Raw genomic sequence first — 22,579 nt, 5'->3', positions numbered from 1 at the left:
AGGCCATAGGCCGCACGGACCTCACCGAATCCCAGTGGCGCACCCTCGCACCCCACCTCCCCGGCAACCCCCGACGAGGACACGCCTACACTGACCACCGCCGCGTCATCAACGGCATCCTCTGGCGCCTCAAGACCGGCGCCACCTGGCGCGACATTCCCGAACGCTACGGGCCCTGGCAGACCTGTTTCGACCGCTTCGTCCGCTGGTCCCGTGACGGCACCTGGCAGCGCATCCTCACCGCCCTGCAAGTCAAACAGGACGCTGACGGCCACATCGACTGGGATGGCGCCGCCGCCGACAGCACCCACGTCCGCGCCCAGCGCAGCGCCACCGGGGCCCGCAAGACCCCTGCCAGGCTCGAAAAAAGGGGTTGATTCCAGGCGAGTGGCTCGGCGCGAGTCGAGGCGGTCGAACCAGCAAAATCCACGTGCTGAGCGACGGTAAGGCGCGACCGCTGGCGGTGCTGGTGTCCGAAGGTCAGGCGAGCGACGCGACGTACCTGGAGCCCTTACTGGACACCGTCCGGGTGCCGCGTGTGGGCGGTGGTCGTCCCCGCAAGCGCCCGCCGATCTTGCGGGTGGACAAGGCGTACGGCGCGCGGAAGTACCGGCGCTTGTTGCGCCGGCGGGGCATCAGGTGCGTGTGTCCGGAGCGCGAAGATGCCCGTCAGGCGCGCTTGCGGCGTGGGTCGAAGGGGGGACGACCGCCAACGTTCGACCGAGTGTTGTACGAGGGGCGGCAGGTAGTGGAGCGGTGCATCAACCGGCTCAAGGACTTCCGTGCGCTGGCGACGCGGTATGACAAGCGTGGACGGCACTTCTTGAGTGCCGTCCATGTCGCGTGCATCCTGCTGTGGCTCTGATCAGTCAGACAGACCCTAGTCGCATCCGCACAAGCCCCCAACGCGACTTCTTTGCGCCTTCGACGGCATGCCAGTAATGCGGCGGCAAAAGGCCCAACGCCTCGTGAATCGGCCGCGCCCGCTCGCTCGGTATAAGGTGCTTGGCCGGACGTCCCGTACGTTGCTTGGCCTGCGCAGCAAGGTCGACGTCCAGACGATAGACGCCATGATACCCAACGATTCCAACCGCCCAGGTCACCCCCGCTGTGTCAGGCCACGCCGAAAGGCCACACTCGATCCGTACCCGGCGTCCGCGACCACCACGCCGAAGGTCACGCCCGCATCGCGCACCCGGTCGAGTTCGTTCAGCGCGAGGTCCTGCTTGGTCGCGAACGCGCGCAGCTGTGCGGGGACGCCTGCAGAGGCACACCTTAATGGATCAGCGGTCCAGACTTGCGGCAGGAACAACCGCATCCCCAGCGGCGCGAACACTGGCCCGTCAGCGAGCGTGAGGGTGACGAGCACCTGGCAGTTGGTGACGCGGCGCTGCACTCCGCAGTACTGGGGCGCAACACCGACACTGCGGTCACCGCTTTTGGGCAGGGCGGTGTCGTCGATGATCAGCACGGCGTGCTTCTTGCCGCATAGGAGTTGGGCTTGCTGGGCGAGTTGCTGCAAGGTGGTCCCGGCATCCTAGGTGCTGACGTTGAGGAAGTGATGCAGTCGCTGGTAGGGCACGCCGAGGTGCTCGGCGATCGGCTCGGTGCTTTTGCGTTCGAGTGGAGCGAGGAGCCGACGGATGTACTTGGGGAGGCAGGCGCGTTGCTGGGCGCGATGGAGAGTTTTGAGATAGGAAGCAGGAAGTCTCGAAACGCCTCCGGCCAGGAGTGAGGTACGGCCCTAAGGGTCAGGATCAGTCAAAGGGGCGCTGGGCGACTGAGAGCCGCCCAGAAGTAAAAAAGTCTTGTAGCCCCCACAATAAAAGGGAGATATCATGAATTCATTTAAAAGTTGCTAGTTTTTGTAATTGCATTTTGGGTGATCGTATATTCACTGGTACCGTTGGTATTCTTTACTCTGAGACTAAATGTAGTTGCTGTGCCGACTCCATCAGTAACAACGATGCCCTGTGAATCACAGTTATCAATCAAGTCCTGGTCCAGGCTCGTTATCGCGCCAGTGTAGGTGCGATAGTTGCCGTTGTAGGCCGTCTGTGCTGCCTGAATCTGCTTACCGCAGTTGAGGCTGGCGGTGTCATAGGCGCGCTTACGTGCGCCGAGCAGGTTGGGGATGAGGACGGCGGCGAGGATGCCGATGATCGCGATCACGATCAGCAGCTCGATCAGGGTGAAGCCTTGCGTGCTATTCTTCATAAGACTCCTCGATGCAGTTGGAGGTATATATGAGCTCTGCATCGTGTCAGTCGAGGTTTTTCCACCCGGCTTAGCTTGGGCGTACCACCTCACCTTAAGCTTACATCATATTATTCACATTGTATATATATTTTTCTCATAATCGGGCAGAGCAAAGAGCAGCACTCTACCAAGCCACAGGAACGCCTTTCAAGAGAATAAAAACTTGGGCTCAAGACCTAACTGCCATAACAGGGCCAGGACCCTTGCGGGGCATATTGGTATCCCACCAGCCGATGCAGACGAAGTGATGAAGTCGTTCAGGTTCTTCGAGAACGACGAGATCAGCGACAGGACAGACAGTCTTCCGTTCGAGATTTGGTTTATAGAGAATGCCAGCGAGGGTGCAGCAGGGTGAATACACTTTCGCTTGGGGCGTTCGTACTGAGCGCGGAGGGGATGATGGTCTTGACGAGATACCAAAGGTCGTCAGGGGTGGGCTGGTCGACCATCATGCCACCATAGCGCTCTCTAAACTGTCCTCAGCCCCTTATGAAGCATTTCGTGCGAACACTTTAAGTGTATAAGGCGACGTTGACGGCGTGTACTTTATACTATTACCCTGAATGCTAACGCTTTGCAACGCGATGGTCACAACTTTGGAAGCTGTGCTGAAGCTAAACATCGTCGTGCCACTGGCCAGCATCAAATTGTCGGCAATCCAGGCGCGTGTGACCGCGCCGCTGCCACCTGTGAAGCAGGTGATGCTGGGAGTTGAAGTGGCGGTGATAGCGCCGCACCCGGTGACACTCGCGTCGTACGCCACCGTGACTTCCTGCAGCGCATATGCGTACGCGTCAAGGCGGGTATTGTCCCGTTCGGTGCTTGCCATCACGGTGCGGAGGCGGTAACGGAAGGCGTACAAGGTCCAACTGGTGATCTCCCCCGTTGAGGCGTTCACCACAGGCAGCACTACGGCGAGACACGGAAGGTTTCCGCTCGTAGGCGTGCGGCGGCAGTCCAGCCCGTCGATGGTGTACCCGTCCGGTACCTGTTGGGCGGCCTTGACGATGTCCCCGATGTACCCGCCGACATCTGTGAGGGAGATCAACCGTTGCGATTCGTACGAAGTGCGGGTCGAGGAGCTCACCGTGAACGACTGGAATTGAATCAGCGCCACGATAGCAACGGCAAACACGGCCATCGCAACGAGCATCTCGACAAGGGTGAAACCGGTCGTTTTCATCAGGGCCTCGCGAAGTCCATCGAGAAGGTGTACGACTTCGAACTGAGCGTGCAGTTTAAGGTGATGCGTTTGAGAATCACGCTGCCTGAGGTGCTGGTCTTCAGGCTCACGGGTGATCCTGCCGGGGAGATCGTGCAGTTGCTCGGCGCGGCTGGAGCGGCACTGTCGAAGTTCGTGACGTAGGTCGCGCGGGCCTGTTCGAAGTACGAACGTACGGTCATGGTGATGTCGGTGCGGTCCTTTGAGCGGACGTTCATGGTCATGTTGCTGGTGATCAGTCCCATCCCGACGACGATGACGACGGCGAGAAAGGCCAACGCGACCAGCACCTCGAGAATGGAGAATCCGGCCTGTCTTGAGGAGGTCACTGCACCACCACCTTGCCCATGCGGCTCACCACACGCACGGTGAGGGTTTTGCTGCTGTCACGCAGGGACTGCACGGTCAGAGCGATGGGGAGGGTGTCCGGGCTGGTGCCGTAGGGCGGGTTGAAGTTGAGGGTAGAGGTGGTCATGAGTTTCGTGTACTGCAAGGTGGTGGTGACGCCCGCGGCCGTGAAGGAGGAGCTGCCGCTGGTGGTGCTGAGCTGTTTGCTGCTCGCGGTGCGTTTGGCCTGCATGCGGGTGTTGTAAACGGCGGATGCGATGATGTTGGCGTCCATCTTGAGTCTCGTGCTGATCGTCCAGCTGAGGTATTTGGGAACCGCGAGCGTCGCGAGGATGGTGCCGATGGCGAGCACCAGGATAAGTTCGAGCAAGGTGAAGCCGCGCTTCATCGCTGTCTCCAGGTGTAGTTGAGGGGCGCGAAGGTGTAGCCGCCGATGCCGTTGAAGGCGCTGATGAGGGCGTTGATGTCGTACGCGACTTTGCGGCCGTTGCCGGCGATGTCGGTGCTGCTGTTGTCCGTGCCGATCACGGTGCCGCTAGACAGCACGGAGCCTTCAACGACCACGGCGCCGCAGACCTGCAGGTTGCCTTTGAGGTCGAGGTTCCCGCGGACGTAGATCAGCCCTTTGAAGTCGCACACATCGCCGGCCTGTCCGTTCTGGTTGATGTTGAGGTCACCGTCGATGACGAGGATGCCGTTACCGTTGATTTTTTCGTTATTGAGGTTGACGTTTCCGTCGGTGCTGCTGACCCAGGTGAGTCCGCTGACCGCGCCTGTGAAGCTCGCTTCGGGCACTTTGGTGGTGTAGCTGCTGAGGGTGGCGCTGTTGACCCCGAAGGTCTGCTGGAAGAGCGCGTCGCTGAGCGGACTGGGGACAGTACCGCTGCCCTGTACGACGCCCCCGACGACGTTGGCGCCGCCGTTCTGGTTGTAAACGCCGCTGGTGGCGATGCCGTTGGTGGATTTCGTGACTGCCTGCCCCTCCGTGACGAGTACGCCAGGGTTGGTGGGTACCCAGCCCGTCACGGTGACGGTGGAGGTTTTGGGATCGGTGCTGTTGTTGGTGGCGGTCGCGACGGTGGCGGTGTATGTGACGCCGCCGATGTTGAGGGCGATGGTGTCGTCTTTGTAGAAGCCTTCTGCGCTGGTGAGGGTGAGGGTGTTCGAGGCGCTGGTGTAGCTGGTGACGGCGTTGTAGATGTAGTTAAGGCCGGACGTGCCGGAAGGCAATTGCCAGCTGCTCGTCCCGCTGGGCAGGGCGGGCAGGCTGACAGCGGTGAGGTTGACCTCTCCATTGTTGTTGCTGGTCACCTTGAAGGTGCCAGTGGCGGTGGTGGCGCTTGTGTTGCTCTTGACGGGCAGGCGCACGTACATGCCGGCTTTGAGCAGGCTGGAGTTGCTTTGGCTGGTGGCGTCCGAAGCGACGGAGACGGTGGCGGTGGTGGGGGTGATGCTGGTAGTGAGGTTAATGGTGTTGGACGAAGTGACGTTGAGGAAGTTGGTGTACGTTTCGGAACTGCCGGAGGCGGTGGTGCCCGATATGACCGCGCCGCCGGACAGCGTGACGGATGGCCAGGAGGTGAGGGCGCCGTACACGTTGGGGGGGGCGAGCGCCAGCTTGGAGAGTTTGTAGGTGCCAATGACTCGCGCTTGGTCACCTCCGACGACGCTGCCGGCCTCGACGTCGACGCTGCTGATGTTGCCGCTGCTGTCGAGGGTGATGTTTTTGGCGGTGAAGTTGACGGTGCCGTTGGCGGCCGAGTAGGGCGTGATGGTCGATGCGCTCAACCAGGCGTTGAGGGCGCAGGCGGCCTTGAGGGCGGCGGTGCTGCTGGTCGCGCAGCTGGTGGGGACAGTGCCTGTGAAGCGGGTGGCGGCGCTGGTGACCAGGGGGGTGAAGGCGTTGGCGCCGCTTTCGGCGGCGAGGAGCGCCTGGTAAGACGCGGTGTCCGAGGAGGAGGTCTGTCGGGTGTTGAGGGCGATGGTGGTGGTGGTGATGAGGATCGTGACGAGGATCGCGGCGGTGAAGAGGACAACGACGAGCAGGGCGACACCGGAGGTTCTTTGCTTCATGGATCTCCAACCAGCCCGGGAAGGGGCGAAGCGAGGGCTTGACGGAAAACTCAGACTTCTTAAATATTGCGCGTGGGTAAATCTCCTGTTACCCCCTGATGGGGGTACTTTCCCGAAGAAACCCGAGGAATTTCACGCTTCTGTCGCTTGCAGTGTGATGATCAGCGTTCGCCTCAGGTATGAGCACAGAACGTACGCGCCGTGACCACCCTGCACCTTCACGCCCGAATACCGTACGCAACGGCGCAGACAACCGTCCCCAGGACTGAGGTGAGCCGCGCTCCAGCCGAAACCAGTGGTCGACGTCAGCGCAAAAGGCGGTTCAGCTCCTTACGCGCGGCGCGCAGCAACTCTTTGTTGTGGTAGGGCGTCAACGTCAACCCCAGCGGTGACGTCGTACGGGAGAAGCGCTCGATGCCCTGCTTCAGCACGACCTGAGCCGCTGGAACGTCTTGCTGCTGCGTCTTCAGAGCCGCGAGGTCAAGGTACGCCCTGAGGTAGGCGTAGGGAAACCGCTCGATGACCTCCTGCAGCGCCCGCTCCTGCTGCGCGGGTGTGCGCGCGAGGGCCAGACGCAGCCGGTAAGGGTCGAAGCTGTCCGGATTCATCCTTGTGGCGTGGTCGAGCAAAAGGTCCGCTTCCGCAGGCGACACGTGAGGCAGACGGTCCTTAAGTTCGGGCAGCCACGCGAGATGCTGCTGCAATGGTGACCCCAGGGTGCGCAGCGGCCAGAACCAGGCCAACGTCACGGCGATCAGCAATGCCGACCAGCCCCAGCCACCAAACCGGGCTACAGAAGATCCGAGCGTGAGGTCCTCCCTCTCGGTGGCTTTGGTGGGACCGAAGGCGGCGCCAAGCGTGACGAAGGCGGCGATCATCACCAGCGGCATGTCCCCGGTGATGTCGGTCAGCAGGGACAGCCAGAGACCCAGCGCGCCCAGCCCCCAGCTCCAGCGGCCCTCGCGCCAGCTGGCGCGCAGCACCAGCCCGAGGAGCAACAGCAGCGTTATCATCCGCGCCCATCCGCCGGTGGCGACCGTCTCGAGGTAGTAGTTGTGCGGGAACCGCGAGAAGTACACGGGCCAGCGCAGATACGCTTGAAAAGCGTTCTGGTATGCGCCGTTCCCGACGCCCAGCGGGTGGCGCCACGCGAGGTCCGCGGCGGCTTCCCACATTTGCAGGCGTGTCTGCAGGTTCCCACCTTGTTCCGCGTCGGCAGTGGAGACGGTCATGGCGCCTTTGACGGTGGTGGCCTGCAGCAGCGGATGTTTGGGAACGACCGCGTCGATGGCGGCGACACCGAGGGCCATGGTGAGGACGACACTTCCGAGGACGCGCAAAGACACGCCTTTGCGGTGAAGGAGGCCGAGCGCGAGCAGGCTGACCAGCAGGGCGGGAACGGTGACGGAACGTGAGCCGGACATCGCCACGGCGTACGCGGCGAGGACCGTGACGCCGGCAGCCCAGACCTTCAGGCGCGGATGCCGTAGCCAAAGGGTGAGACCGACGGGCAGGAGCGGCAACGCCTGGGCGGCGCTGGTGTACAGACTCGAGCCTGACAGATAGGAGATGCCGCCGAGCGTGATGGAGACGAGGTTAGTGTACAGGCCGTTGAGCAGCAGCAGCCCCAGGACGAGCGTGGCGGCATGGCGGGTTCGTCCGGCGATGAAGGCGGCGAGGTAGGTCAGTTCCCACAGGGCGAGGTTGATGGTGTCACCGGGCGCGCGGCTCCACAGCAGGGTCAGTAGCCCCGAGGCCCACCAGAGCCAGGCGAGGAGGGGCAGGTCGTGACGGCGCAAGAGATGAACGGCGAGCGTGCCAAACCCGATCAGGAGGGGGAGGGGTTGTTGGCTGAACTGAGGACCGAGGGTGTTGAGCTGGTACGTGGTGAGCAGCGCAATGCCGGTGACGACCAGGGTGACGCCCTGGGTGACTCCGGGTGGTTTGAGGGTCCAGGAAAAGGTGGAAGGCTTCAGGGCACACATACCTTCAGTAGAGCGCAACCAGCCCAATAAATTAAGATAGCGTGAGGAATCTTTCTCATTTTCCTGACGAAGCTCGATGCCAGGCTCAGACACGCTTCAATTTTCACATCGTTACGCAACCTCACATATATACTTCATATATGCCCGTCTTCGAGTACCGTGTGCGCGACCGCTCCGGCAACATCATCAAATCCCAGTACGAAGCGGACAACATCTCCGTCGTCCGCGACGCCCTGCGCGCCAAAGAGCTCTTCGTCATCGACATCAAACCCCCCAAAACCGGCCTCCACGGCGACATCAAGATCCCTTTTCTAGAGAACCGTCCCCCCAGCCTCAAACAGGTCGCCATCTTCTCCCGCCAGATGGCCACCCTCATCAACTCCGGCGTGCCCCTCGTGCAGTCCCTCGCGATCATGCAACGCCAGATGGAACACCCGGGGTTCAAGAAGATCGTCACGGGCATGCGCGTGGACGTCGAGTCCGGCATGCCGCTCTCCGACTCGATCGCCAAGCACCCCAAGGTGTTCAATCGCCTCTACCTCAACCTCGTCCGTGCAGGTGAGGCGTCCGGCACGCTCGACAGCATCCTCGACCGCGTCAGTGCCTTCCTCGAAAAGGACCTCGCGCTCCGCGGCAAGATCAAAAGCGCCATGACCTACCCCATCATCGTGCTCATCTTCGCGATCGGCATCACCTACTTCCTCCTCACCACCATCGTGCCGCAGTTCGCGGGCATCCTCACCCAGCTCGGCGCACCCCTGCCGCTGCTGACCCGCGCCCTGATCGCCGTCTCGGACTTCCTCAAGTCTAAAACCTGGATCCTCGCGCTGGTCGGCGTCGCCGGCTTCTTCGCCTACCGCGAGTACTACAAAACCAAACAAGGCCGTCATGTCATCGACGACTTCAAACTCCGCGTGCCTGTCTTCGGTACCCTCATCAAACGCTCTGCCATCGCGTCCTTCGCGCGCACCTTCGGTCTACTGCTCTCCAGCGGCGTGAACATCATCGAAAGCCTTGAAATCACCAAAGGCACCGCAAACAACATCATCGTCGAAGACGCCCTCGACAATGCCCGCAACGTCGTCATGGTGGGCGAAATGATGTCCGGCAGCCTCGGCGCCGCCAGCAAGATCTTCCCCCCCATGGTCGTGTCGATGGTCTCCATCGGTGAGGAAACCGGCGCGCTCGACAACATGCTCGACAAAGTCGCGGATTTCTACGACCGGGAAGTCGATGAAGCTGTCGACAGCCTCACCGCCGCGATCGAACCGATCATGATCGTGTTCCTCGGCGCCATCGTCGGCTTGATCGTCGCGGGCATGTTTCTCCCGATGTTCGCCATCATCGGTCAGCTCAGCCAGTAAGGGTTGTAGGCGGACACCGAAGATTCCCATTGTAGGTTGCCACTCTAGTTGCCCACTCACCGATGTATATGCCCAGCCCTTGAATCGAAGCGCCTCCGCATGGAGGCGCTTCTTCTTCGTCCCGGACGGCGTCTCTCCACACCAGCATTCGAGGACGCCGAAAAACTGGGCAAACCACCCTACCCCCTCCCCACGTCGAACCCGCACTGGTACGACGTCAACGCCAGTCGCCCAGACCCCACACCGACTCGCCCACTCCGGCTACGCTGGAACGACGACATGTCGAAGACGCACCTGCCTCCATTGAACTCGGTGTTTCACCGCACGTGGCTTGAACTTGCCCGAAGGCGGTCGTGGTGTCTTGGTGGTCCTCGGAGAGCACGAGACCTCGGTCTACGCCTGGGTACACGTTCTCTCCGACGGTCAACCCTCTATTCGGGAGGTACCGGCCCTCGAGCCTCGAGCTCTGCCTCGCCAACCCGGACCTCGCGCCTCAACTGCTCGAGCTTCTCCCGGAGCAAATCCGATACGCTTTGACGGCCACCCTGGCGCCTTGTGCGTCGAACGGGTCGAACACGACTTCGGCGCCCACACCACCGCGATTGGTCGTCCACCGTGGATCATCGTCGAACAGTGTCCCGTTGCTTCGACTCGCGGAGATCGAAGGGGTACGCGACGCCCTTCGGATGCCGCTGCCGCGGGGAACGATGGGCGACGCGAGGTGGAGGCTGGAGTCGTTGACGCTCGACGGTGTGTGCCAGCTGCACAGCAACTTCGGCCAGTCGGCCCGCGCGACCTTTGTGACGGTGCTGTTGGAGAACCCCTCCCAGGCGGAGGACCTCGTCGCCGTCGTCGAGCTGGTGTGGCGTGCGCTGGAGGCACACGAAATGCTCGCGGCGCGGCAACTCGGGGTGGGGCTCGCGCTCAACGTGGCGGCGGAGCGCACCGCGGTCCGGGGGAGCAATCTCAGCCTCGAGGCGCAGGAGCGGCTGCTCAGGCTGGCGCTGTCCGTCCTCCCGGACGGTACGGAGCAGCGGACGCGGGGGTTGTTGAGCGCGGCCTTGACGGGCGTTGAACGGGCGTGGGCCGGGCGGAAGCCCTGCGTGGGTGAAGGCGCGGGGACGCCGAGCACCTTGGTCGTGGAGGGCGCGCCCGCGTACGAGTGGAAGCCGTTCGAGGACTGAGCGGTTCGCGTACGGGTCGCGGCGCCCACCCGCTGTTTTCCGCCCTCCGAAGCCTTCACTCCACCTCTTGCGCGATGCCCAGCGCTTCCCAGTGGTCGGTCTCGGCGTAGGCCCAGCGGTGGCAGCGGTCCAGTTGAAGGCGGTTGAACCATGCCGCCATCTCGGGCGTGAGCTGCACGAGCTGGCAGTCGCACCTTTCCGGGTGGGAAGCCATTCAAGGACGCACGCCAACGTCACCCACGCCTCGAACATCACCGCGAGCTTGTCGTACCGCGTGGCGATCCGGCGGTGCCGTTTGAGACGAGCGACGAGACGCTCGATCTTATTCCGCTCCCGGTACACCCCACCGTCGAACCCCCGCGATCGCCCCTGATCCGAGCGCCTGGGAGTCACCGCTTTAATGTGCCGACGGTGCAGCAACCGCCGCAGACTCAGGTAGCTGTACCCTTTGTCTCCAACCAGCACGGCAGGGCGTGAGCGGGGCCGCCCTTGCCGTTCCCGTTTGACTCGGCCAAGGTCCAACAGCGGCTTCAGGTACTTCGCTTCATGTCGCTCGCCTCCAGAAAGGACGAACGCCATGGGCTTGCCGTTCCCTTCCGCGCGCAGGTGGAGCTTGGTGCCAAAGCCGCCACGAGAACGGCCCAGCGCTTGGTCGTCCTGCCCGTCGCGCGCGCCCGCCGCACAAGGGTGGGCGCGGATGACCGTCCCATCCACGAAGTGGGTGTGCCAGTCGAGCAGTCCCTGGAGGTCAGCGGTCCGTTGCAGGTGATGCAGCAGGCGCTCCCACAGACCGGAACGCGTCCAGCGGCGGAAGCGGACGTAGACGCTGTTCCACTTCCCGTAGCGTTCAGGTAGGTCCCGCCATGCGGCGCCCGAGCGCAACATCCACAGGATGCCGTTCAGGACACGCCGATGGTCATGGCAGGGTCGGCCACGGGGTGGGCGCTGGGAAGGGAGGAGTGGAAACAGGATGGCCCACTGCTCGTCGGTCAGGTCATAACGGCACAGCCCACGATGTTAGTGCAGCAAGGTGAACGTGGGAGTTACACGTCCACGCCGTCGTAGGCGTCGCCGAGGGAAGTGAAGCGGTCTGAAAGCCAGAAGAGCTCGTCTCCGGGTGCTTCCCACAAGGACTTCACGAGCTTGGTGAAGGATCGCGCGACCACCGCGCAGCTTCCCACGATCCCATGGATCTCGTGGTTGCTGTCGTAGCACCGCCCCAGCCGCTCGGGGGCCAGGTCGATGGAGAGGTAGTCGCCGCCAAAGTCTTCAGCGATGAGGTACCACTGTGCGGTGATGTCATCCTCGTACAGCTCGCCCACGATCTTCGGGTTGGCGAGAACGAACTCCTGAGGGGTAATGATGCGGAATGGAAACGAGATGTCGCTCTTGCTGAAGAACTCGACCCCGCCGCACAGGGTGTAGAAATCGCGAACGTCATCAGGAAGTTGGTGCGGTGGTACGGGTTGGGGCAGCCCACCGGTGGGGTGGACGACGCAGTCGGGATGACTCTTGATTTGATCCAGGAGTTGGCGGAGTTCGCTCACGCCTCGACTGTAAGTGACTTGCTCCCGTCCTGTCGGCTAATTCGTCAACGCGGCCTAGAGGGCCCCTCACAACGTGCCCGGTCGGCTGCGATGGTTGATCAACGGACGGCAAGACACGGTCCAGGATACGCTCTGAATGAACCTTACCCAGAAGTTCAAAATTCAGTCGCACAGACCATAGCCGACCCACTATCGGACGCGCTGGCAGCCTACGCGAACGCAACCGGCGAGACGAACAAGCCAGTGAAGGAACTTCAGGACGAGGCGATTCCCGCGATGCCGGCGGCCTTCGAGCAGTTGCGTTCGTTCTTCCATGGCCATGACTACACAGCGGCCTTAAACGCACACCCGACTAACGTGCTGCGAGTGTACTTGGACGCGATAGACCACGTGTTGGACACGAGCCATACCGTCGGAAATGGTGAAACGGCTTGCGACGGCGTTCGCGCTGGCCGTGCCGCGCGAAGAGACCCGGGAGATCGCGCCGCATCTGGCGTTCTTCCAGCGTGTCGCGACGATGATTCGTAAGCGGCTAGCTGACGAGGCCGAACCCGATGTGAGCGTAAGCGGATCAGGCGATATCGACGCGGCCGTGCGGCAGGTAATCGGCGGCGCAGTGGACGCCGGTGAAGTCATTGATCTGTTTGCCGTCGCCGGACTTGACGAGGTGCGGTTGGACATCCTCAGCGACGAGTTCCTGGAACGGGTGTCGGCCCTCGAGCAGAAGAACCTCGTGCTGGAAACGCTGCGGAAGTTGCTGAATGATCAGGAGGAGCGAGCGGACCAATCTTGTGCAGGCTCGGAAGTTCAGCGAGGCGCTGGATCGGGCGATGCTCGGCTACACGAACAAGCAGCTCACCACGGCGCAGATGATCGTGCAGCTCCTGGAGTTGGCGAAATGGGTCCGCGAGGCGAAGCGACACGGAGAGGAGCTGGGGCTCAGCGGCGAGGAGACGGTCTTCTACGACGTGTAGGCGTAAAACGGATCGGCCAAAGAGGTCATCACGTCCGAAGAGCTTCGCTTTATGGCGCGCGAATTAACAGAGATGGTAAAGAAGATGCCCCGCCTAGACTGGACTCAGCGCGAAAGTGTGCGAGCAGACTTTCGTCGTAAGTTCGTCGACTGCTCACACTGCACGGCTATCCACCGGATCTTTCGGAAGGAGCTACACAGCTCGTCTTTCGCCAAGCCGACCTTGCGGCACAGAACGTAGAGTAGTCGCCTGAATTAATCCCTTAGCAATTGATCTGCCAACAATTGAGGAAGGCTCACTCTTGGAGCTTGCCTCAACATTGTAAGGCACGAACAAGGCACGCGGTCCGTTCCTCTCCGAAACTCAAATGCAAAAACCCCCACTGAGTGGGGGTTTTTTTGGCGCGCCCGAAGAGATTCGAACTCCTGGCCTTCTGATCCGTAGTCAGACGCTCTATCCAGCTGAGCTACGGGCGCGTGTTGGCGGAGAGGGAGGGATTTGAACCCTCGGTACCCTTTTGGAGTACGCGGTCTTAGCAGGACCGTGGTTTAAGCCGCTCACCCACCTCTCCGTGGTGGTGTGGGGTTTTGGCGGAGGGTGAGGGATTCGAACCCCCGGCGGGTTGCCCCGCTGCAGTTTTCAAGACTGCTGCCTTCAACCGCTCGGCCAACCCCCCTTGGTGGGGTGCGTCTTGGGGTGTTCCTTTGACGCGTGAGTGAGTATAGGGGGTTGTGGGGGTGTTGTCAACTGTGGTTAGGCGGGGTGGGTGGTGGGGGTGTGTTGGGTGTAGATGGGGTCGTGGATGCGGCGGGTTTCTTGTTGTTTGTGGGTGACGTTGGCGATGGTGATGGCGCCGATGGTGAGGAGGAGGAGGATGCGGATGAGGGCGGCGCGGCTGAAGTCGATGATGCGCATGTTTTTAGGGTGGGGGTGGTGGGTTTGTGGGGTGGGGGGTGGGGGGTGAAGGGGTGTTTGGGTGGGGTTGAGGGTTTTTTGGGTGGTCTTTGTTGTAATTGGGTGGGCGTTCTGGTTGCGCGGTGGTTTGTGGTTTTGGGTTTGTTGAGGGTGGTCAGGCGGTTGATCGGTGAGTGGGGCTGGGGTGCTGGCGGGTTTCGGACGAACCATTCCGGCCTCCTTCCTCCCGTGCTCGGCGGATCTGTCTGAGCGCCTTGGGGAGATGGACAGAGGTCAGTACACCTGCGGGTTTGTCGCTACGCTTGCGGCGCCTGGCTCCCGCAGGTGCCGGCGCTTCGTGTTCCTTCCGTAGGAACTTTCAGCTCATCAGGTGCACATGCAGCTTATGCTGGCGATGTGCCCGCCACCCTTCCCCAGGCGCCGACGCCTGCTGGACGCCCACTAAACTACTGGCTTGGCTTCTGGCTCACCTGGTTCTTCCCCGGGGCCGGCCACACGTACATCAACCGTCCTGGCTGGCACGCCGCGTGGCTCGGCATCGTCATCTTCCTGTCCCTCCTGGGCAACACCTATCAAGCCGCGCCCGCCCTGGGAATTACCGCGCTCGTCGCGCAGGTCGTGCTGCTCGTCGTGCGGCTCACGCACTACCGGAGCCTCTACGCACGGCAGTTCACCCCGGGTACTCCGGTGACAGGGATCAAAGAAGGGTTGAAGTGGGGCTTGGTGAGCGTCCACGCCGGGCTTGGCAGCGCCGCAGTGCTCAGCATGGTCGCCGCGGTCCTCATACCGAACTTGATGGTTGTGGGTGTATCGGCCGAGGAGCAGAGTCACAGGGACTTCGCGCGCGGAGTCTTTGGCGCGGCGGTACAACAACATGCCCTCCGAGGTCCCATCACGACCGGCTCCTGCGTGACAAGATTGCAGAATATGTTGCTTGCGCCACCCAACGACCTCGTGTCGTGCGAAGTGACAACGGACGCAGAAGAAAATTCGACGATCCGCATGCGATTCAAAAATGGCGATGTGTTCGTAAGGCCAGGGCTCTGATCTGAAGGAAAAAAGCGCCTCCAGCTTTGACCGGGGCGCTTCGACCATCCACCTACAGTCGCTTGAACCGCGCCTTCAACCCATCTAGAAAGCGCTGTGTCCACCGGGAGCCCACGTATCTCCGCGCGGACGAGCGTCACGTTCGTCCGCGCCTCATACGACCACGTGATCGTGCTTGGCGTGCCCACCTGCGCTGTCAGGGGGGCTGCCTCGAACACCGTGCTCTGCCCTATCTGACGCACGTACCGGTACGGCTCGTAATTCGCGCCCGCCCGTACCGTCGGGCCAAACTCGAGCAGTGCACCCTGAATCTGTTGTGGCGTCGCAGCGTACTCCGCGTTGACGATGAAGGGGGGTTGCTCGGTGACGCGCGGCACACAACTCACGAGGGCAAGCAGGGGCAAGGGCAGCAGAGCGAGTCGCTTCACGCGCTTACTGTACTTCCTGGCTTTCCTACTCAGCGGCGCACCTGTGACCAATGGCCAGCATGTGCAACCCCACTTATCTCACTCAACGCTTACTATTTGCCCATGACGACAGTCCAACCGCAGCTCGTACCTCAACCCGCCCGTACTCGACCCAATTACTGGGGGGGCTTCCTCCTCACCTGGTTCTTCCAGGGCGCCGGCCACACCTACATCAACCGGCCAGGATGGCACGCTGGCTGGATCGGCATTCACTTCGGGCTCTCCGTCCTCAACGCCATCCTGATCAACGCCCTCCCTCCCCTCGCGGTCGTCAGCGTCCTCGCCCAACTCGCCGCGTTCATCCTCTGCCTCGTGCAGTACCGCAACTTCTACGTGCAGCAGTTCACGCCCGGCGTCCCAGTCATCGGCATCAACGACGGCTTCAAATGGACGCTGATCGCCGTCCACCTGGTGCTCGCCGCCCTCGCCCCCTTTGGCGTGCTCGCCTCGATCCTGGTGCCGAACATGCTGAGCGCCCGCAACCGCGCCATGGCGATGGGTCATCAGTCCTACGCCCAAGCCATCTACGCGCAGGCCATCGCGCAGGGCGCCATCACGACGTTACGCGACGGTCCCTGCGAAAACACCCTGCAAGAACTGCCGGACACGCCGTACTATGTCCGCAGCTGCACCGTGACCGTCGGGAACAACCCCGCGGACCCCAAGGTGACCGTGAGGTTCAACGACAACACCACCATCAATCTCCCCTGAACATCACTGTTTCGGAAGCCCCCGTACCCCCTCAAGTACGGGGGCTTCCACTGGGGAGCACGGTCACCCTAAGCGGTTGCGCTCCTCGCGCATACTGAGAGCATTCGTGCCCGCCCCTGCCCCCACCAACGCACGCCGTCCCTTCCTGCTGCTCCTGCTCCTCGGCGCCGTCATCACCGCTGGGGTCCTCACCACCCGCACCCCCAAGACCTACCCGCCCCTCGCGCACTTCCCCATCGCCTTCCAAGGCGTAATCGGCGTTGTCAACATCTACGACGACCCCACCTGGACACTCGTCACGACCGCCGAAGGCATGGACGTGCAGACGCAGGCGTACTTCGACGACCGTCAGAACACCATCCACATGCGCGCCCATACCTGGACGGCGTTCCTCCCACATGAAGCGTCCCACCTCTTCGACCTGCAGACCGACGCGCAGCGCACCGAGGAGATCGTCCCCGAGTGCGCGAGCACACCGGACGCGTTCGCGTTCAACTCGGTCGTGCGCCGTGAGGGGACTCGCGAGGGCGTTCATGACAAGGCCTAGGTCGTGTAGGCCAAGGGTAGCGGCTCACGAAGAGCCGCTACCCTTGCACGCTGTGCCGCGAAGAACTCACCGATGCACAATGGGCTGACCTCTCACCACTGCTCCCCGCTCTCAACGGACGTGGCCGTCCCTACCTGGACCACCGACCCATCGTCAGCGGCATCCTCTGGGCCATCCGCACGGGCGCGCCCTGGCGCGACGTGCCCGAGCGGTTCGGCAAGTGGACCACCATCTACAGCCGCTTTCGCCGCTGGACCGCGCAAGGCGTCTGGCAGCGCGTGTTCACTCGCGTGCTCGAACTTGCTGACCGTGCTGGGCAGCTCGACTGGTCCACGCACTTCGTGGACGGCACCGTCGTTCGCGCGCACCCCTGTGCCGCCGGTGCCCGAGGTGGACAGCAGCACGAAGCGCTGGGACGCTCCCGTGGTGGCTTCGGGACGAAGATCCATCTGCGCGCCGAAGGGCACGGCCGACCCTTCGCGTTCGTGCCCAGTGGCGGCGAGCGCCACGAGGCGGCCTTCTTCGATGAGCTGATGCGTACGGGTGCAGTCAAGCGCGGCGGGCGAGGACGACCCAAGATCCGGCCAGTGCAGGTGGTGGGCGACAAGGGCTACTCGTACCACCGCATCCAACGTGACCTACGCCGTCGTGGAATACGTGTGGTCGTTCCGCGCCGCACCAACCAACCCTCACGTGCGACCTTCGACGCGGTGACGTATCGGGAGCGCAACCGGGTCGAGCGGCTTGTGGGACGGATGAAACGCTGGCAGCGCGTGGCGACGCGGTACGAGAAGCGCGCGAGTCACTTCGCGGCGGTCGTGACGGTCGTGGCCGTACTGGAGTGGTTGCCGTTGTGGCTGACGGAAGCTACTCGAAGGTGATGCGGGTGTCGGGAGCGTCATGCGCGAGGTCCTTGAGCAGGGCCAGGAACCGACCCTGACGCAAGGCTTCGAGCGAGGCGGTCCCGACGAAGCGGACCTCGTTCGCGACTGGAGCACCCGGCCCGCCTAATAAGGAATCAGCGAAGGCATCGAAGTTACGGCCAAAGCCGGGATGGGGTGAGTTCACGTCGCGCACGTACGCTTCCCAGAACTCGTCTTCGGAGGTCACGCCCGAACAGTCCACGATGATGACCTTGAAGTTCACCTGATCAGTGTTCCACGTGGGCAGACACAGTTGGCACCACTGTGCCGTCCCTTAGCCGACACGACCTAGCACCTGGCACGGTCGTGAAGAGCACTTGGTACTGCTCAGGCAGGGTGTACGTGCCGACGGTGAAGTCGCCTGACTGGACGAACGCGAAGGAGACGAGACCGAAGACCAGCACGGCGAGGATGGACAGCAGCTTGTTCATGGAGCCTTCCGTGGAGCAAAAGAAGGCAGGTCGCTAGGTGGGCGGCCCTGGGCGGAAACGCATAGCACAGGTCAAGGAACTCTCTCCGAGCGGTGTGAAGCTGTCACAGACATAGGACGGAGCATGGACGCATGCACCTCCCCATGGATGACCAAAGGAAGTGGAAGGCCGCGCGAGAAGACGCGCGAAAATCTGTCACAGAGGTGCTCCAATTAGCCTCCAGGCACGACGACACGGACCTGCTTGAGCTGGGGTGTGAACTCCGCGACCGTTACCTGCATCGTCCGTTCGATATGAAGAACCTGCAGCAGATCCGAGGGGAAGCGGATTGGGCAGTCGTGGAGTACCAGCTGCGAAGAGGTTGAAGTAATGCAGCGTGGCGTTAGGAAGCACCGGGGTCATCTCTGACGCGTAACCCTTGCTGTTCGTGGGTAAGACGATGAGGGCGGGGTCGCGGGCAGGTGCAGGGCATGCGTGAGGACGAAAAGTCAAGCTGGCTCGGAGAGCGTCAGTACCTGCTTTTCCTGTGGGCGCCGCGGGGCGTTCTGGGAGCGTCCTGAGGCGCGGGGATGGCGCTGCGCAGCGCGGGCGGCTGGACCTGGGGCTGGTGTGAGCTGTGAGGTGTGATGGGCGCGGCGGTCGCGGGCGCGGGAGGGGTAGGTTCGGGCGTCGGCCTGCCCTCGACGCGTGCGAGCTCGATCGGGTCAAGGGTGAGGTCGTCGGGATGGGCAGGGGATAGGGCGGGCGGCTCGGCCGCTCGTGCTTGAATGGCGGCCTGTTCAAGGTCGTGCAGGGTCTGGGCGGGTGCGGCACGGTGGCTGCGGAGTTCCTGTGCGTCGTGCTCTTGGAGGCGGTTCTGCCAGTCGTGGTCGCTGCTGTAGCGTTCGAGGGTGCGGACGCTGACGCCGTCGCCGATGCCGTTGAGCTGGTCGGCGAGGTTGGCGAGGCTGCGCTCGTGAGGCGGGAGGTCCTTGAGCCAGTCGAAGTAACGATCCGCGCGGCGTCGTGCAAAGCGGGTCTTGTGGTGCTCGGTCATACGAGTATGATGCTCTATTTGGCGGTAATTGACGGTGATTTTGGCAGTGCAAGATACGCGGCGATGGTAGGGCGGAAATCTATTTGGCGGTATATGGCGGTAACTGAGCAGGAGGGTTGCGGTGGGTCTGACGCTCATGCTTCAGCAGAAATGACGTGCTGGGCGGACTCTCCTCTAAGAATGTGGGCGTAGCGAGCAGCAAGGGGGTGAAACCTCCGTAATCTTGTGGGGAGTGGCCAGCGTGACGATCCCAAAAGTTCCCGATCCGCAGGAAGAGTCGTTGCTGTTTGATCTGCGGCGCCTTCCCGCTGACGTGCGGGCGCATGTGCGCGGGCAGCTGCGGGGCAGGAGCGCCCCGCGGGTGGTGCTGCAGGAGCCGCGAAACGGGCGGGTCGGGTATCGACGTCTCCGTACCGACGAGGTGGGCGTACAGTCCCGCTCGGTGCACGAGGCAGCGGCTGAGCTCCCGGCGGGCAGCCTCGAGACGACGGTGCTGTTCTTCAACGTGACCACGGGCGCCCTGTGCTCCGAGGACACGTCGGGTGATGGGCACGCGGTGCGGTTCACGCGGGGCGCGCGGCGCAGCCGCTGGTCGTTCGTGTGCCCTGCCTGCGAGACGGCCACGGAGCGGGTGTACGCCGTGGCGGCGTGCGGGTTGAGCGAGACGCTGGAGCTCACGGCGCCCGAGGCGCTGGTGGGGTGCCGGTCCTGCCTGGGGTTGGTGTACCGCTCCCAGGCCGAGCATAAGACCGCGCTGGGGGATGAGCGGCGAGCGGGGCGGGAAGGCGCCGCGGGCAGCGCCGCGAGGATGCGGGCGCTGCAGCGTCTGGTGGACCGGGAGGAGCGCGCGTTGAAGCGCGAGGAGCGGAAGTTCGGCGCGCTGTTGTTGCAGATTCCGGGGCTCACGGCTGCCATTGCGGCAGGCGAGGGGAACGTGCTCGTGGAACCGATAGCTCCGCAAACGCGTGAGGATGATACGCCTGTGGGACCTCTATCGATGGAGCAGCATCCAGGGACGGTGCCGCCGCGAGGAGAAACGCGAACGGGCCTGCCGGAAGTCACGAAGCGTCCTCCGCTTGCAGCGGATTGAGGTCAGGCGGCTCCTGGGAACCCAGTTTGATAAACGGTCTTAGCAGGACCGTGGTTTAAGCCGCTCACCCACCTCTCCAGGTGTGGGGACGGGTTTGGCGGAGGGTGAGGGATGGGGGCCCCCGGTAGGTTTCCCTACTGCAGTTTTCAAGACTGCTGCCTTCAACCGCTCGGCCAACCCCCCGTTCGTGGGGTGCGTCTGGGGGCCTGCCTTTGACGCGTGAGTGAGTATAGGGGGTTGCGGGGATGTTGTGGGCAGGGGCGCCCTGGGGGGTGGGGGCCGCGGCACGGGCGCACAATGGGGCATGACTGAAGCGCGCGGTCCCCTGGCGTTCTATTCGGAGCTGGCGTCCTGGTGGCCGCTGATCTCTCCCGTGGAGGAGTACGCGGAGGAGGCGGCCTTCGCGGTGGGGTTGCTGCGGTCGGCCGGGCGGGAGGTGCGTGAGGTGCTGGAGCTGGGCAGTGGCGGCGGGCACAACGCGGCGCACCTGAAGGCGCACTTCGATCTGACGCTGGTGGACCTGTCGGAGGAGATGCTGGAGGTGTCGCGGTCCCTCAACCCCTCGTGCGCGCACGTGCGGGGCGACATGCGGAGCGTGCGGCTGGGCCGGACGTTCGACGCGGTGTTCGTGCACGACGCGGTGGATTACATGACGAGCGAGGCGGACCTGCGCCGCGCGATGGACACGGCGTTCGCACACTGCCGCCCGCTGGGCGTGGCGGTCTTCGTGCCGGACCAGACGAGGGAGACGTTCGAGCCGGGTTGTGGTTGCGGTGGCAACGACGGGCCGGACGGGCGGGGCGTGCGGTTCATGGACTGGAGCTGGGATCCGGACCCGTCGGACGGCACCTTCCGGACGGAGTACGCGTTCCTGCTCAGGGAGGCGGACGGGTCGGTCCGTTCGGTGCACGAGACGCACGAGCTGGGCCTGTTCGGTCGTGCGGAGTGGCTGAGGTGGCTGGCGGAGGCAGGCTTCGAGGCGGAGCGGGTGACGGAGGTCACGACGGAGGACCGGACACCACGGGACGTGTTCGTGGCGCGCCGTTCGCGGGACTGAACGTCCGCGCGTGAATTCGCCGATTCGCGGCGTTCACGTCGCCGTCACGTCATCTCGCGGCGCTTCACGAGCTCTTCACGGCGTTCGTCCTATGCTTACCTCAGGTCAGCGGGATCCGACGTGAGCAAGGGGAGGGGCGTCGGGTTCCGCTGAACCTTTTTTGCCTGTCGCCGCGAGCGCCCGGCGTCCTGCCGGTGCAGGCGGCGGTCTCGGGGCCGTGGCCGCCCGCGGGACTCGTGACGTTCAGGCGCGTCCGGTCACCTCAGTCCTTTATGGCGCGCAGATAACGTTCGGCGCTGCGGCGCACGGCGCCGTGCGCGTCCTCGGGTACGACCTTGCCTTCCCACGCGGCGTAGAGCCGTTCGAAGGGGAAGGGCTCCACAGCGGCGGCGATGGTGCGCACCGCTCGTGGACCGAGCGGGATGAGGTTCGGGAAGCTGTACATGAAGCTCACCCAGCGACGGTCCATGACGACGTTGATGATGTCGCCGCCGAGGAGGACGCCTCGTCCGTCCGCGCCGTCCGCCCAGTGGAGGACGGTCCCGCCGTCGAAGTGCCCGCCGCAGCGCACGAGGGTCGTGCCGGGGCCGAGGAGGTACGAGTCGCCCTCCCAGAAACGCACGCGCGGGTCAGGACGACAGACCCACTCGCGGTCGGCGGCGTGCAGGTGGATGGGAGCGTCGAACGCTCGGGCCCATTCCACCATCGCGCCGTAGTAGTGCGGGTGGGAGACGGCGATGTGACGGATGCCGCCGAGTTCGGTCACGGCGCGCACGCCCTCGTCGTCGATGAGGGGCAGGCAGTCCCACAGGACGTTGCCGTGAAGGGTGCGGACGAGCAGGGCGCGCTGGCCGATCATCAGGGACGGCGTGACGCCCACGCCGTGAAGGTCCGGCTCCTCCTGCCAGACGCGCACCCGATGCGTTTCCCGCAGGCGTGTCACGGTGGTCCACTGCTGGCCCTGCCAGCCGACGTACTGCCGTTCGTCGTCGCAGACGACGCAGCGCTCGGGCGGCTCGGGCGAGGCGGGGTACTGGGTGCCGCAGGTGGCGCAGACGGGGTGCGGGTCGTGGCCGACGGGTGTGCTGGTCATGATCGTCCTCCCGGGGAGTGGTCGCTCGTGGTGTCCTCACCGTAGGCCGAGGCCGATGACGGCGGAGTGACGACCGGAGGACGCGGCAGGGGCGGGCGCTCGCCCGCCCCTGCCGTGTGCCGCGTTACCTGCCGCCGCCGATGCTGATCCCGCCGCCGATGCCCACGCCGATCCCGACGCTGATCCCGCCGGACGCGTTGCCCGAGGTGCTGCCCGAAGTCTGACCGTTCGCGCTGCCCGAGGTGCTGTCCGAGGTCTGACCGTTCGCGCTGCCCGTCGCGCCGCCCTGCACCCGCGCGTCCGTGG

General features: G+C 63.6%; 23 protein-coding genes, 4 tRNA genes and 3 pseudogenes. 10 read left to right on the top strand and 20 right to left on the bottom strand.

What is annotated here, in order from left to right; genetic code table 11:
• Positions 1 to 5 precede the first annotated feature (5 nt).
• A protein-coding gene (locus DEIPI_RS36430; protein ID WP_157463514.1) for an IS5 family transposase occupies positions 6 to 865 on the top strand; the annotation gives its coding sequence in 2 pieces (ribosomal slippage) (positions 6 to 375 and positions 375 to 865; 861 coding nt in all).
• 16 nt (positions 866 to 881) lie between these two features.
• On the opposite strand, the pseudogene DEIPI_RS41225 reads toward DEIPI_RS36430, so the two are convergent.
• The 7 genes and pseudogenes from DEIPI_RS41225 to DEIPI_RS0106185 all read right to left on the bottom strand — a co-directional run.
• Positions 882 to 1,755: pseudogene (locus DEIPI_RS41225) on the bottom strand (IS701 family transposase); the annotation flags it as partial.
• Between the two features lie 93 nt (positions 1,756 to 1,848).
• Positions 1,849 to 2,217, bottom strand: coding sequence for a type IV pilin protein (locus DEIPI_RS28950; RefSeq protein ID WP_045233721.1), 369 nt, complete (start codon positions 2,215 to 2,217; stop codon positions 1,849 to 1,851).
• Positions 2,218 to 2,746: 529 nt separating this feature from the next.
• Positions 2,747 to 3,442, bottom strand: a complete 696-nt coding sequence (locus tag DEIPI_RS35365) for a PulJ/GspJ family protein (RefSeq protein WP_052351631.1) — start codon at positions 3,440 to 3,442, stop codon at positions 2,747 to 2,749.
• Complete coding sequence (locus tag DEIPI_RS0106200) at positions 3,442 to 3,810, bottom strand: type IV pilus modification PilV family protein (RefSeq protein WP_027481221.1); 369 nt, start codon at positions 3,808 to 3,810, stop codon at positions 3,442 to 3,444. The genes DEIPI_RS35365 and DEIPI_RS0106200 overlap by 1 nt, the downstream gene beginning before the upstream one ends.
• On the bottom strand, positions 3,807 to 4,217 hold the full coding sequence (locus DEIPI_RS28940; protein ID WP_045233720.1) for a pilus assembly FimT family protein: 411 nt from the start codon (positions 4,215 to 4,217) through the stop codon (positions 3,807 to 3,809). Before DEIPI_RS28940 ends, DEIPI_RS0106200 begins: the two co-directional genes overlap by 4 nt.
• Positions 4,214 to 5,902: an autotransporter outer membrane beta-barrel domain-containing protein gene (locus tag DEIPI_RS0106190; RefSeq protein ID WP_027481220.1), complete on the bottom strand. Its 1,689-nt coding sequence runs from the start codon at positions 5,900 to 5,902 to the stop codon at positions 4,214 to 4,216. Before DEIPI_RS0106190 ends, DEIPI_RS28940 begins: the two co-directional genes overlap by 4 nt.
• Positions 5,903 to 6,207: 305 nt before the next feature.
• The gene (locus DEIPI_RS0106185) at positions 6,208 to 7,887 is read right to left on the bottom strand and encodes an O-antigen ligase family protein (protein ID WP_027481219.1); all 1,680 of its coding nucleotides are present in this window, start codon (positions 7,885 to 7,887) and stop codon (positions 6,208 to 6,210) included.
• 140 nt (positions 7,888 to 8,027) lie between these two features.
• Between DEIPI_RS0106185 and pilC the strand changes: the two genes are divergently transcribed.
• Entirely contained in the window at positions 8,028 to 9,251 is a 1,224-nt protein-coding gene (gene pilC / locus DEIPI_RS0106180; RefSeq protein ID WP_027481218.1) for a type IV pilus assembly protein PilC, read from the top strand.
• Positions 9,252 to 9,988: 737 nt separating this feature from the next.
• Positions 9,989 to 10,435 carry a hypothetical protein gene (locus DEIPI_RS37455; protein ID WP_169737031.1) on the top strand — a complete coding sequence of 149 codons (447 nt, stop codon included), beginning with the start codon at positions 9,989 to 9,991 and terminating at the stop codon, positions 10,433 to 10,435.
• A gap of 55 nt (positions 10,436 to 10,490) precedes the next feature.
• Here DEIPI_RS37455 and DEIPI_RS37450 read toward each other — a convergent pair whose 3' ends face one another.
• The 3 genes and pseudogenes from DEIPI_RS37450 to DEIPI_RS0106160 all read right to left on the bottom strand — a co-directional run bounded on the left by DEIPI_RS37450 (position 10,491) and on the right by DEIPI_RS0106160 (position 11,982).
• Entirely contained in the window at positions 10,491 to 10,649 is a 159-nt protein-coding gene (locus tag DEIPI_RS37450) for a hypothetical protein (RefSeq protein WP_157463490.1), read from the bottom strand.
• A pseudogene (locus tag DEIPI_RS36420) lies at positions 10,640 to 11,443 on the bottom strand (IS5 family transposase); the annotation flags it as partial. The pseudogene DEIPI_RS36420 and the gene DEIPI_RS37450, both read right to left, overlap by 10 nt.
• Before the next feature lie 35 nt (positions 11,444 to 11,478).
• Positions 11,479 to 11,982 carry an SMI1/KNR4 family protein gene (locus DEIPI_RS0106160; RefSeq protein ID WP_027481215.1) on the bottom strand — a complete coding sequence of 168 codons (504 nt, stop codon included), beginning with the start codon at positions 11,980 to 11,982 and terminating at the stop codon, positions 11,479 to 11,481.
• Between the two features lie 418 nt (positions 11,983 to 12,400).
• Here DEIPI_RS0106160 and DEIPI_RS42190 point away from each other — a divergent pair.
• Positions 12,401 to 13,196, top strand: a pseudogene (locus tag DEIPI_RS42190) (DUF3387 domain-containing protein).
• A gap of 159 nt (positions 13,197 to 13,355) precedes the next feature.
• Here DEIPI_RS42190 and DEIPI_RS0106145 read toward each other — a convergent pair.
• The 4 genes from DEIPI_RS0106145 to DEIPI_RS39065 form a co-directional block, all read right to left on the bottom strand.
• Positions 13,356 to 13,432 (bottom strand) — tRNA-Arg (locus tag DEIPI_RS0106145).
• Positions 13,433 to 13,436: 4 nt separating this feature from the next.
• Positions 13,437 to 13,527, bottom strand: a tRNA-Ser gene (locus tag DEIPI_RS0106140).
• Positions 13,528 to 13,544: 17 nt separating this feature from the next.
• Positions 13,545 to 13,632, bottom strand: a tRNA-Ser gene (locus tag DEIPI_RS0106135).
• A 77-nt stretch (positions 13,633 to 13,709) separates the two neighbouring features.
• A complete protein-coding gene (locus DEIPI_RS39065) occupies positions 13,710 to 14,081 on the bottom strand; it encodes a hypothetical protein (protein WP_169737030.1) in 372 nt (123 codons plus the stop codon).
• Between the two features lie 186 nt (positions 14,082 to 14,267).
• On the opposite strand from DEIPI_RS39065, the gene DEIPI_RS0106125 reads away from it, so the two are divergent.
• The 4 genes from DEIPI_RS0106125 (at position 14,268) to DEIPI_RS0106110 (ending at position 17,524) form a co-directional block, all read left to right on the top strand.
• Positions 14,268 to 14,918 (top strand): hypothetical protein, encoded by a 651-nt coding sequence (locus tag DEIPI_RS0106125; protein ID WP_027481212.1) that lies wholly within the window; start codon positions 14,268 to 14,270, stop codon positions 14,916 to 14,918.
• 530 nt (positions 14,919 to 15,448) lie between these two features.
• Positions 15,449 to 16,096, top strand: coding sequence for a hypothetical protein (locus DEIPI_RS35360; protein WP_157463488.1), 648 nt, complete (start codon positions 15,449 to 15,451; stop codon positions 16,094 to 16,096).
• A 106-nt stretch (positions 16,097 to 16,202) separates the two neighbouring features.
• Positions 16,203 to 16,643: a hypothetical protein gene (locus DEIPI_RS0106115; RefSeq protein ID WP_027481211.1), complete on the top strand. Its 441-nt coding sequence runs from the start codon at positions 16,203 to 16,205 to the stop codon at positions 16,641 to 16,643.
• Positions 16,644 to 16,693: 50 nt separating this feature from the next.
• On the top strand, positions 16,694 to 17,524 hold the full coding sequence (locus tag DEIPI_RS0106110; RefSeq protein WP_027481210.1) for an IS5 family transposase: 831 nt from the start codon (positions 16,694 to 16,696) through the stop codon (positions 17,522 to 17,524).
• Here the strand turns inward: DEIPI_RS0106110 and DEIPI_RS28930 are convergent.
• The 3 genes from DEIPI_RS28930 to DEIPI_RS0106090 all read right to left on the bottom strand — a co-directional run bounded on the left by DEIPI_RS28930 (position 17,511) and on the right by DEIPI_RS0106090 (position 19,033).
• On the bottom strand, positions 17,511 to 17,789 hold the full coding sequence (locus tag DEIPI_RS28930) for a barstar family protein (RefSeq protein WP_045233718.1): 279 nt from the start codon (positions 17,787 to 17,789) through the stop codon (positions 17,511 to 17,513). The two genes, DEIPI_RS0106110 and DEIPI_RS28930, sit on opposite strands and share 14 nt — an antisense overlap.
• Positions 17,790 to 17,793: 4 nt before the next feature.
• Positions 17,794 to 17,997 carry a hypothetical protein gene (locus DEIPI_RS0106100; RefSeq protein WP_027481209.1) on the bottom strand — a complete coding sequence of 68 codons (204 nt, stop codon included), beginning with the start codon at positions 17,995 to 17,997 and terminating at the stop codon, positions 17,794 to 17,796.
• Between the two features lie 508 nt (positions 17,998 to 18,505).
• The gene (locus tag DEIPI_RS0106090) at positions 18,506 to 19,033 is read right to left on the bottom strand and encodes a hypothetical protein (RefSeq protein WP_027481207.1); all 528 of its coding nucleotides are present in this window, start codon (positions 19,031 to 19,033) and stop codon (positions 18,506 to 18,508) included.
• A gap of 241 nt (positions 19,034 to 19,274) precedes the next feature.
• Here DEIPI_RS0106090 and DEIPI_RS0106085 point away from each other — a divergent pair, with 241 nt between their 5' ends.
• Positions 19,275 to 20,123, top strand: a complete 849-nt coding sequence (locus DEIPI_RS0106085; protein ID WP_157463487.1) for a hypothetical protein — start codon at positions 19,275 to 19,277, stop codon at positions 20,121 to 20,123.
• A 95-nt stretch (positions 20,124 to 20,218) separates the two neighbouring features.
• Here DEIPI_RS0106085 and DEIPI_RS0106080 read toward each other — a convergent pair.
• Positions 20,219 to 20,306, bottom strand: a tRNA-Ser gene (locus DEIPI_RS0106080).
• A 121-nt stretch (positions 20,307 to 20,427) separates the two neighbouring features.
• On the opposite strand from DEIPI_RS0106080, the gene DEIPI_RS0106075 reads away from it, so the two are divergent.
• Positions 20,428 to 21,180 carry a class I SAM-dependent methyltransferase gene (locus tag DEIPI_RS0106075; RefSeq protein WP_027481205.1) on the top strand — a complete coding sequence of 251 codons (753 nt, stop codon included), beginning with the start codon at positions 20,428 to 20,430 and terminating at the stop codon, positions 21,178 to 21,180.
• 262 nt (positions 21,181 to 21,442) lie between these two features.
• On the opposite strand, the gene DEIPI_RS28925 is transcribed toward DEIPI_RS0106075, so the two are convergent.
• A complete protein-coding gene (locus tag DEIPI_RS28925) occupies positions 21,443 to 22,273 on the bottom strand; it encodes an MBL fold metallo-hydrolase (protein ID WP_045233717.1) in 831 nt (276 codons plus the stop codon).
• Positions 22,274 to 22,397: 124 nt separating this feature from the next.
• On the bottom strand, positions 22,398 to 22,579 hold a 182-nt coding region (locus tag DEIPI_RS37440; protein WP_425387837.1), incomplete at its 5' end, for a hypothetical protein.

Source organism: Deinococcus pimensis DSM 21231 (genome assembly GCF_000519345.1).
Taxonomy (GTDB): Bacteria; Deinococcota; Deinococci; order Deinococcales; family Deinococcaceae; genus Deinococcus_A; species Deinococcus_A pimensis.
This window is presented reverse-complemented; position numbering and strand designations above follow the sequence as displayed.

Coding starts and splice junctions, on each gene's coding strand:
- DEIPI_RS0106185 (WP_027481219.1), bottom strand. CDS start 7,887: ATGTGTGCCCTGAAGCCTTCCACCTTTTCCTGGACCCTCAAACCACCC.
- DEIPI_RS28925 (WP_045233717.1), bottom strand. CDS start 22,273: ATGACCAGCACACCCGTCGGCCACGACCCGCACCCCGTCTGCGCCACC.
- DEIPI_RS39065 (WP_169737030.1), bottom strand. CDS start 14,081: ATGGTTCGTCCGAAACCCGCCAGCACCCCAGCCCCACTCACCGATCAA.
- DEIPI_RS35360 (WP_157463488.1), top strand. CDS start 15,449: ATGACGACAGTCCAACCGCAGCTCGTACCTCAACCCGCCCGTACTCGA.
- DEIPI_RS0106190 (WP_027481220.1), bottom strand. CDS start 5,902: ATGAAGCAAAGAACCTCCGGTGTCGCCCTGCTCGTCGTTGTCCTCTTC.
- DEIPI_RS0106090 (WP_027481207.1), bottom strand. CDS start 19,033: ATGACCGAGCACCACAAGACCCGCTTTGCACGACGCCGCGCGGATCGT.
- DEIPI_RS0106075 (WP_027481205.1), top strand. CDS start 20,428: ATGACTGAAGCGCGCGGTCCCCTGGCGTTCTATTCGGAGCTGGCGTCC.
- DEIPI_RS28950 (WP_045233721.1), bottom strand. CDS start 2,217: ATGAAGAATAGCACGCAAGGCTTCACCCTGATCGAGCTGCTGATCGTG.
- DEIPI_RS37450 (WP_157463490.1), bottom strand. CDS start 10,649: ATGGCTTCCCACCCGGAAAGGTGCGACTGCCAGCTCGTGCAGCTCACG.
- DEIPI_RS35365 (WP_052351631.1), bottom strand. CDS start 3,442: ATGAAAACGACCGGTTTCACCCTTGTCGAGATGCTCGTTGCGATGGCC.
- pilC (WP_027481218.1), top strand. CDS start 8,028: ATGCCCGTCTTCGAGTACCGTGTGCGCGACCGCTCCGGCAACATCATC.
- DEIPI_RS0106100 (WP_027481209.1), bottom strand. CDS start 17,997: ATGAACAAGCTGCTGTCCATCCTCGCCGTGCTGGTCTTCGGTCTCGTC.
- DEIPI_RS28940 (WP_045233720.1), bottom strand. CDS start 4,217: ATGAAGCGCGGCTTCACCTTGCTCGAACTTATCCTGGTGCTCGCCATC.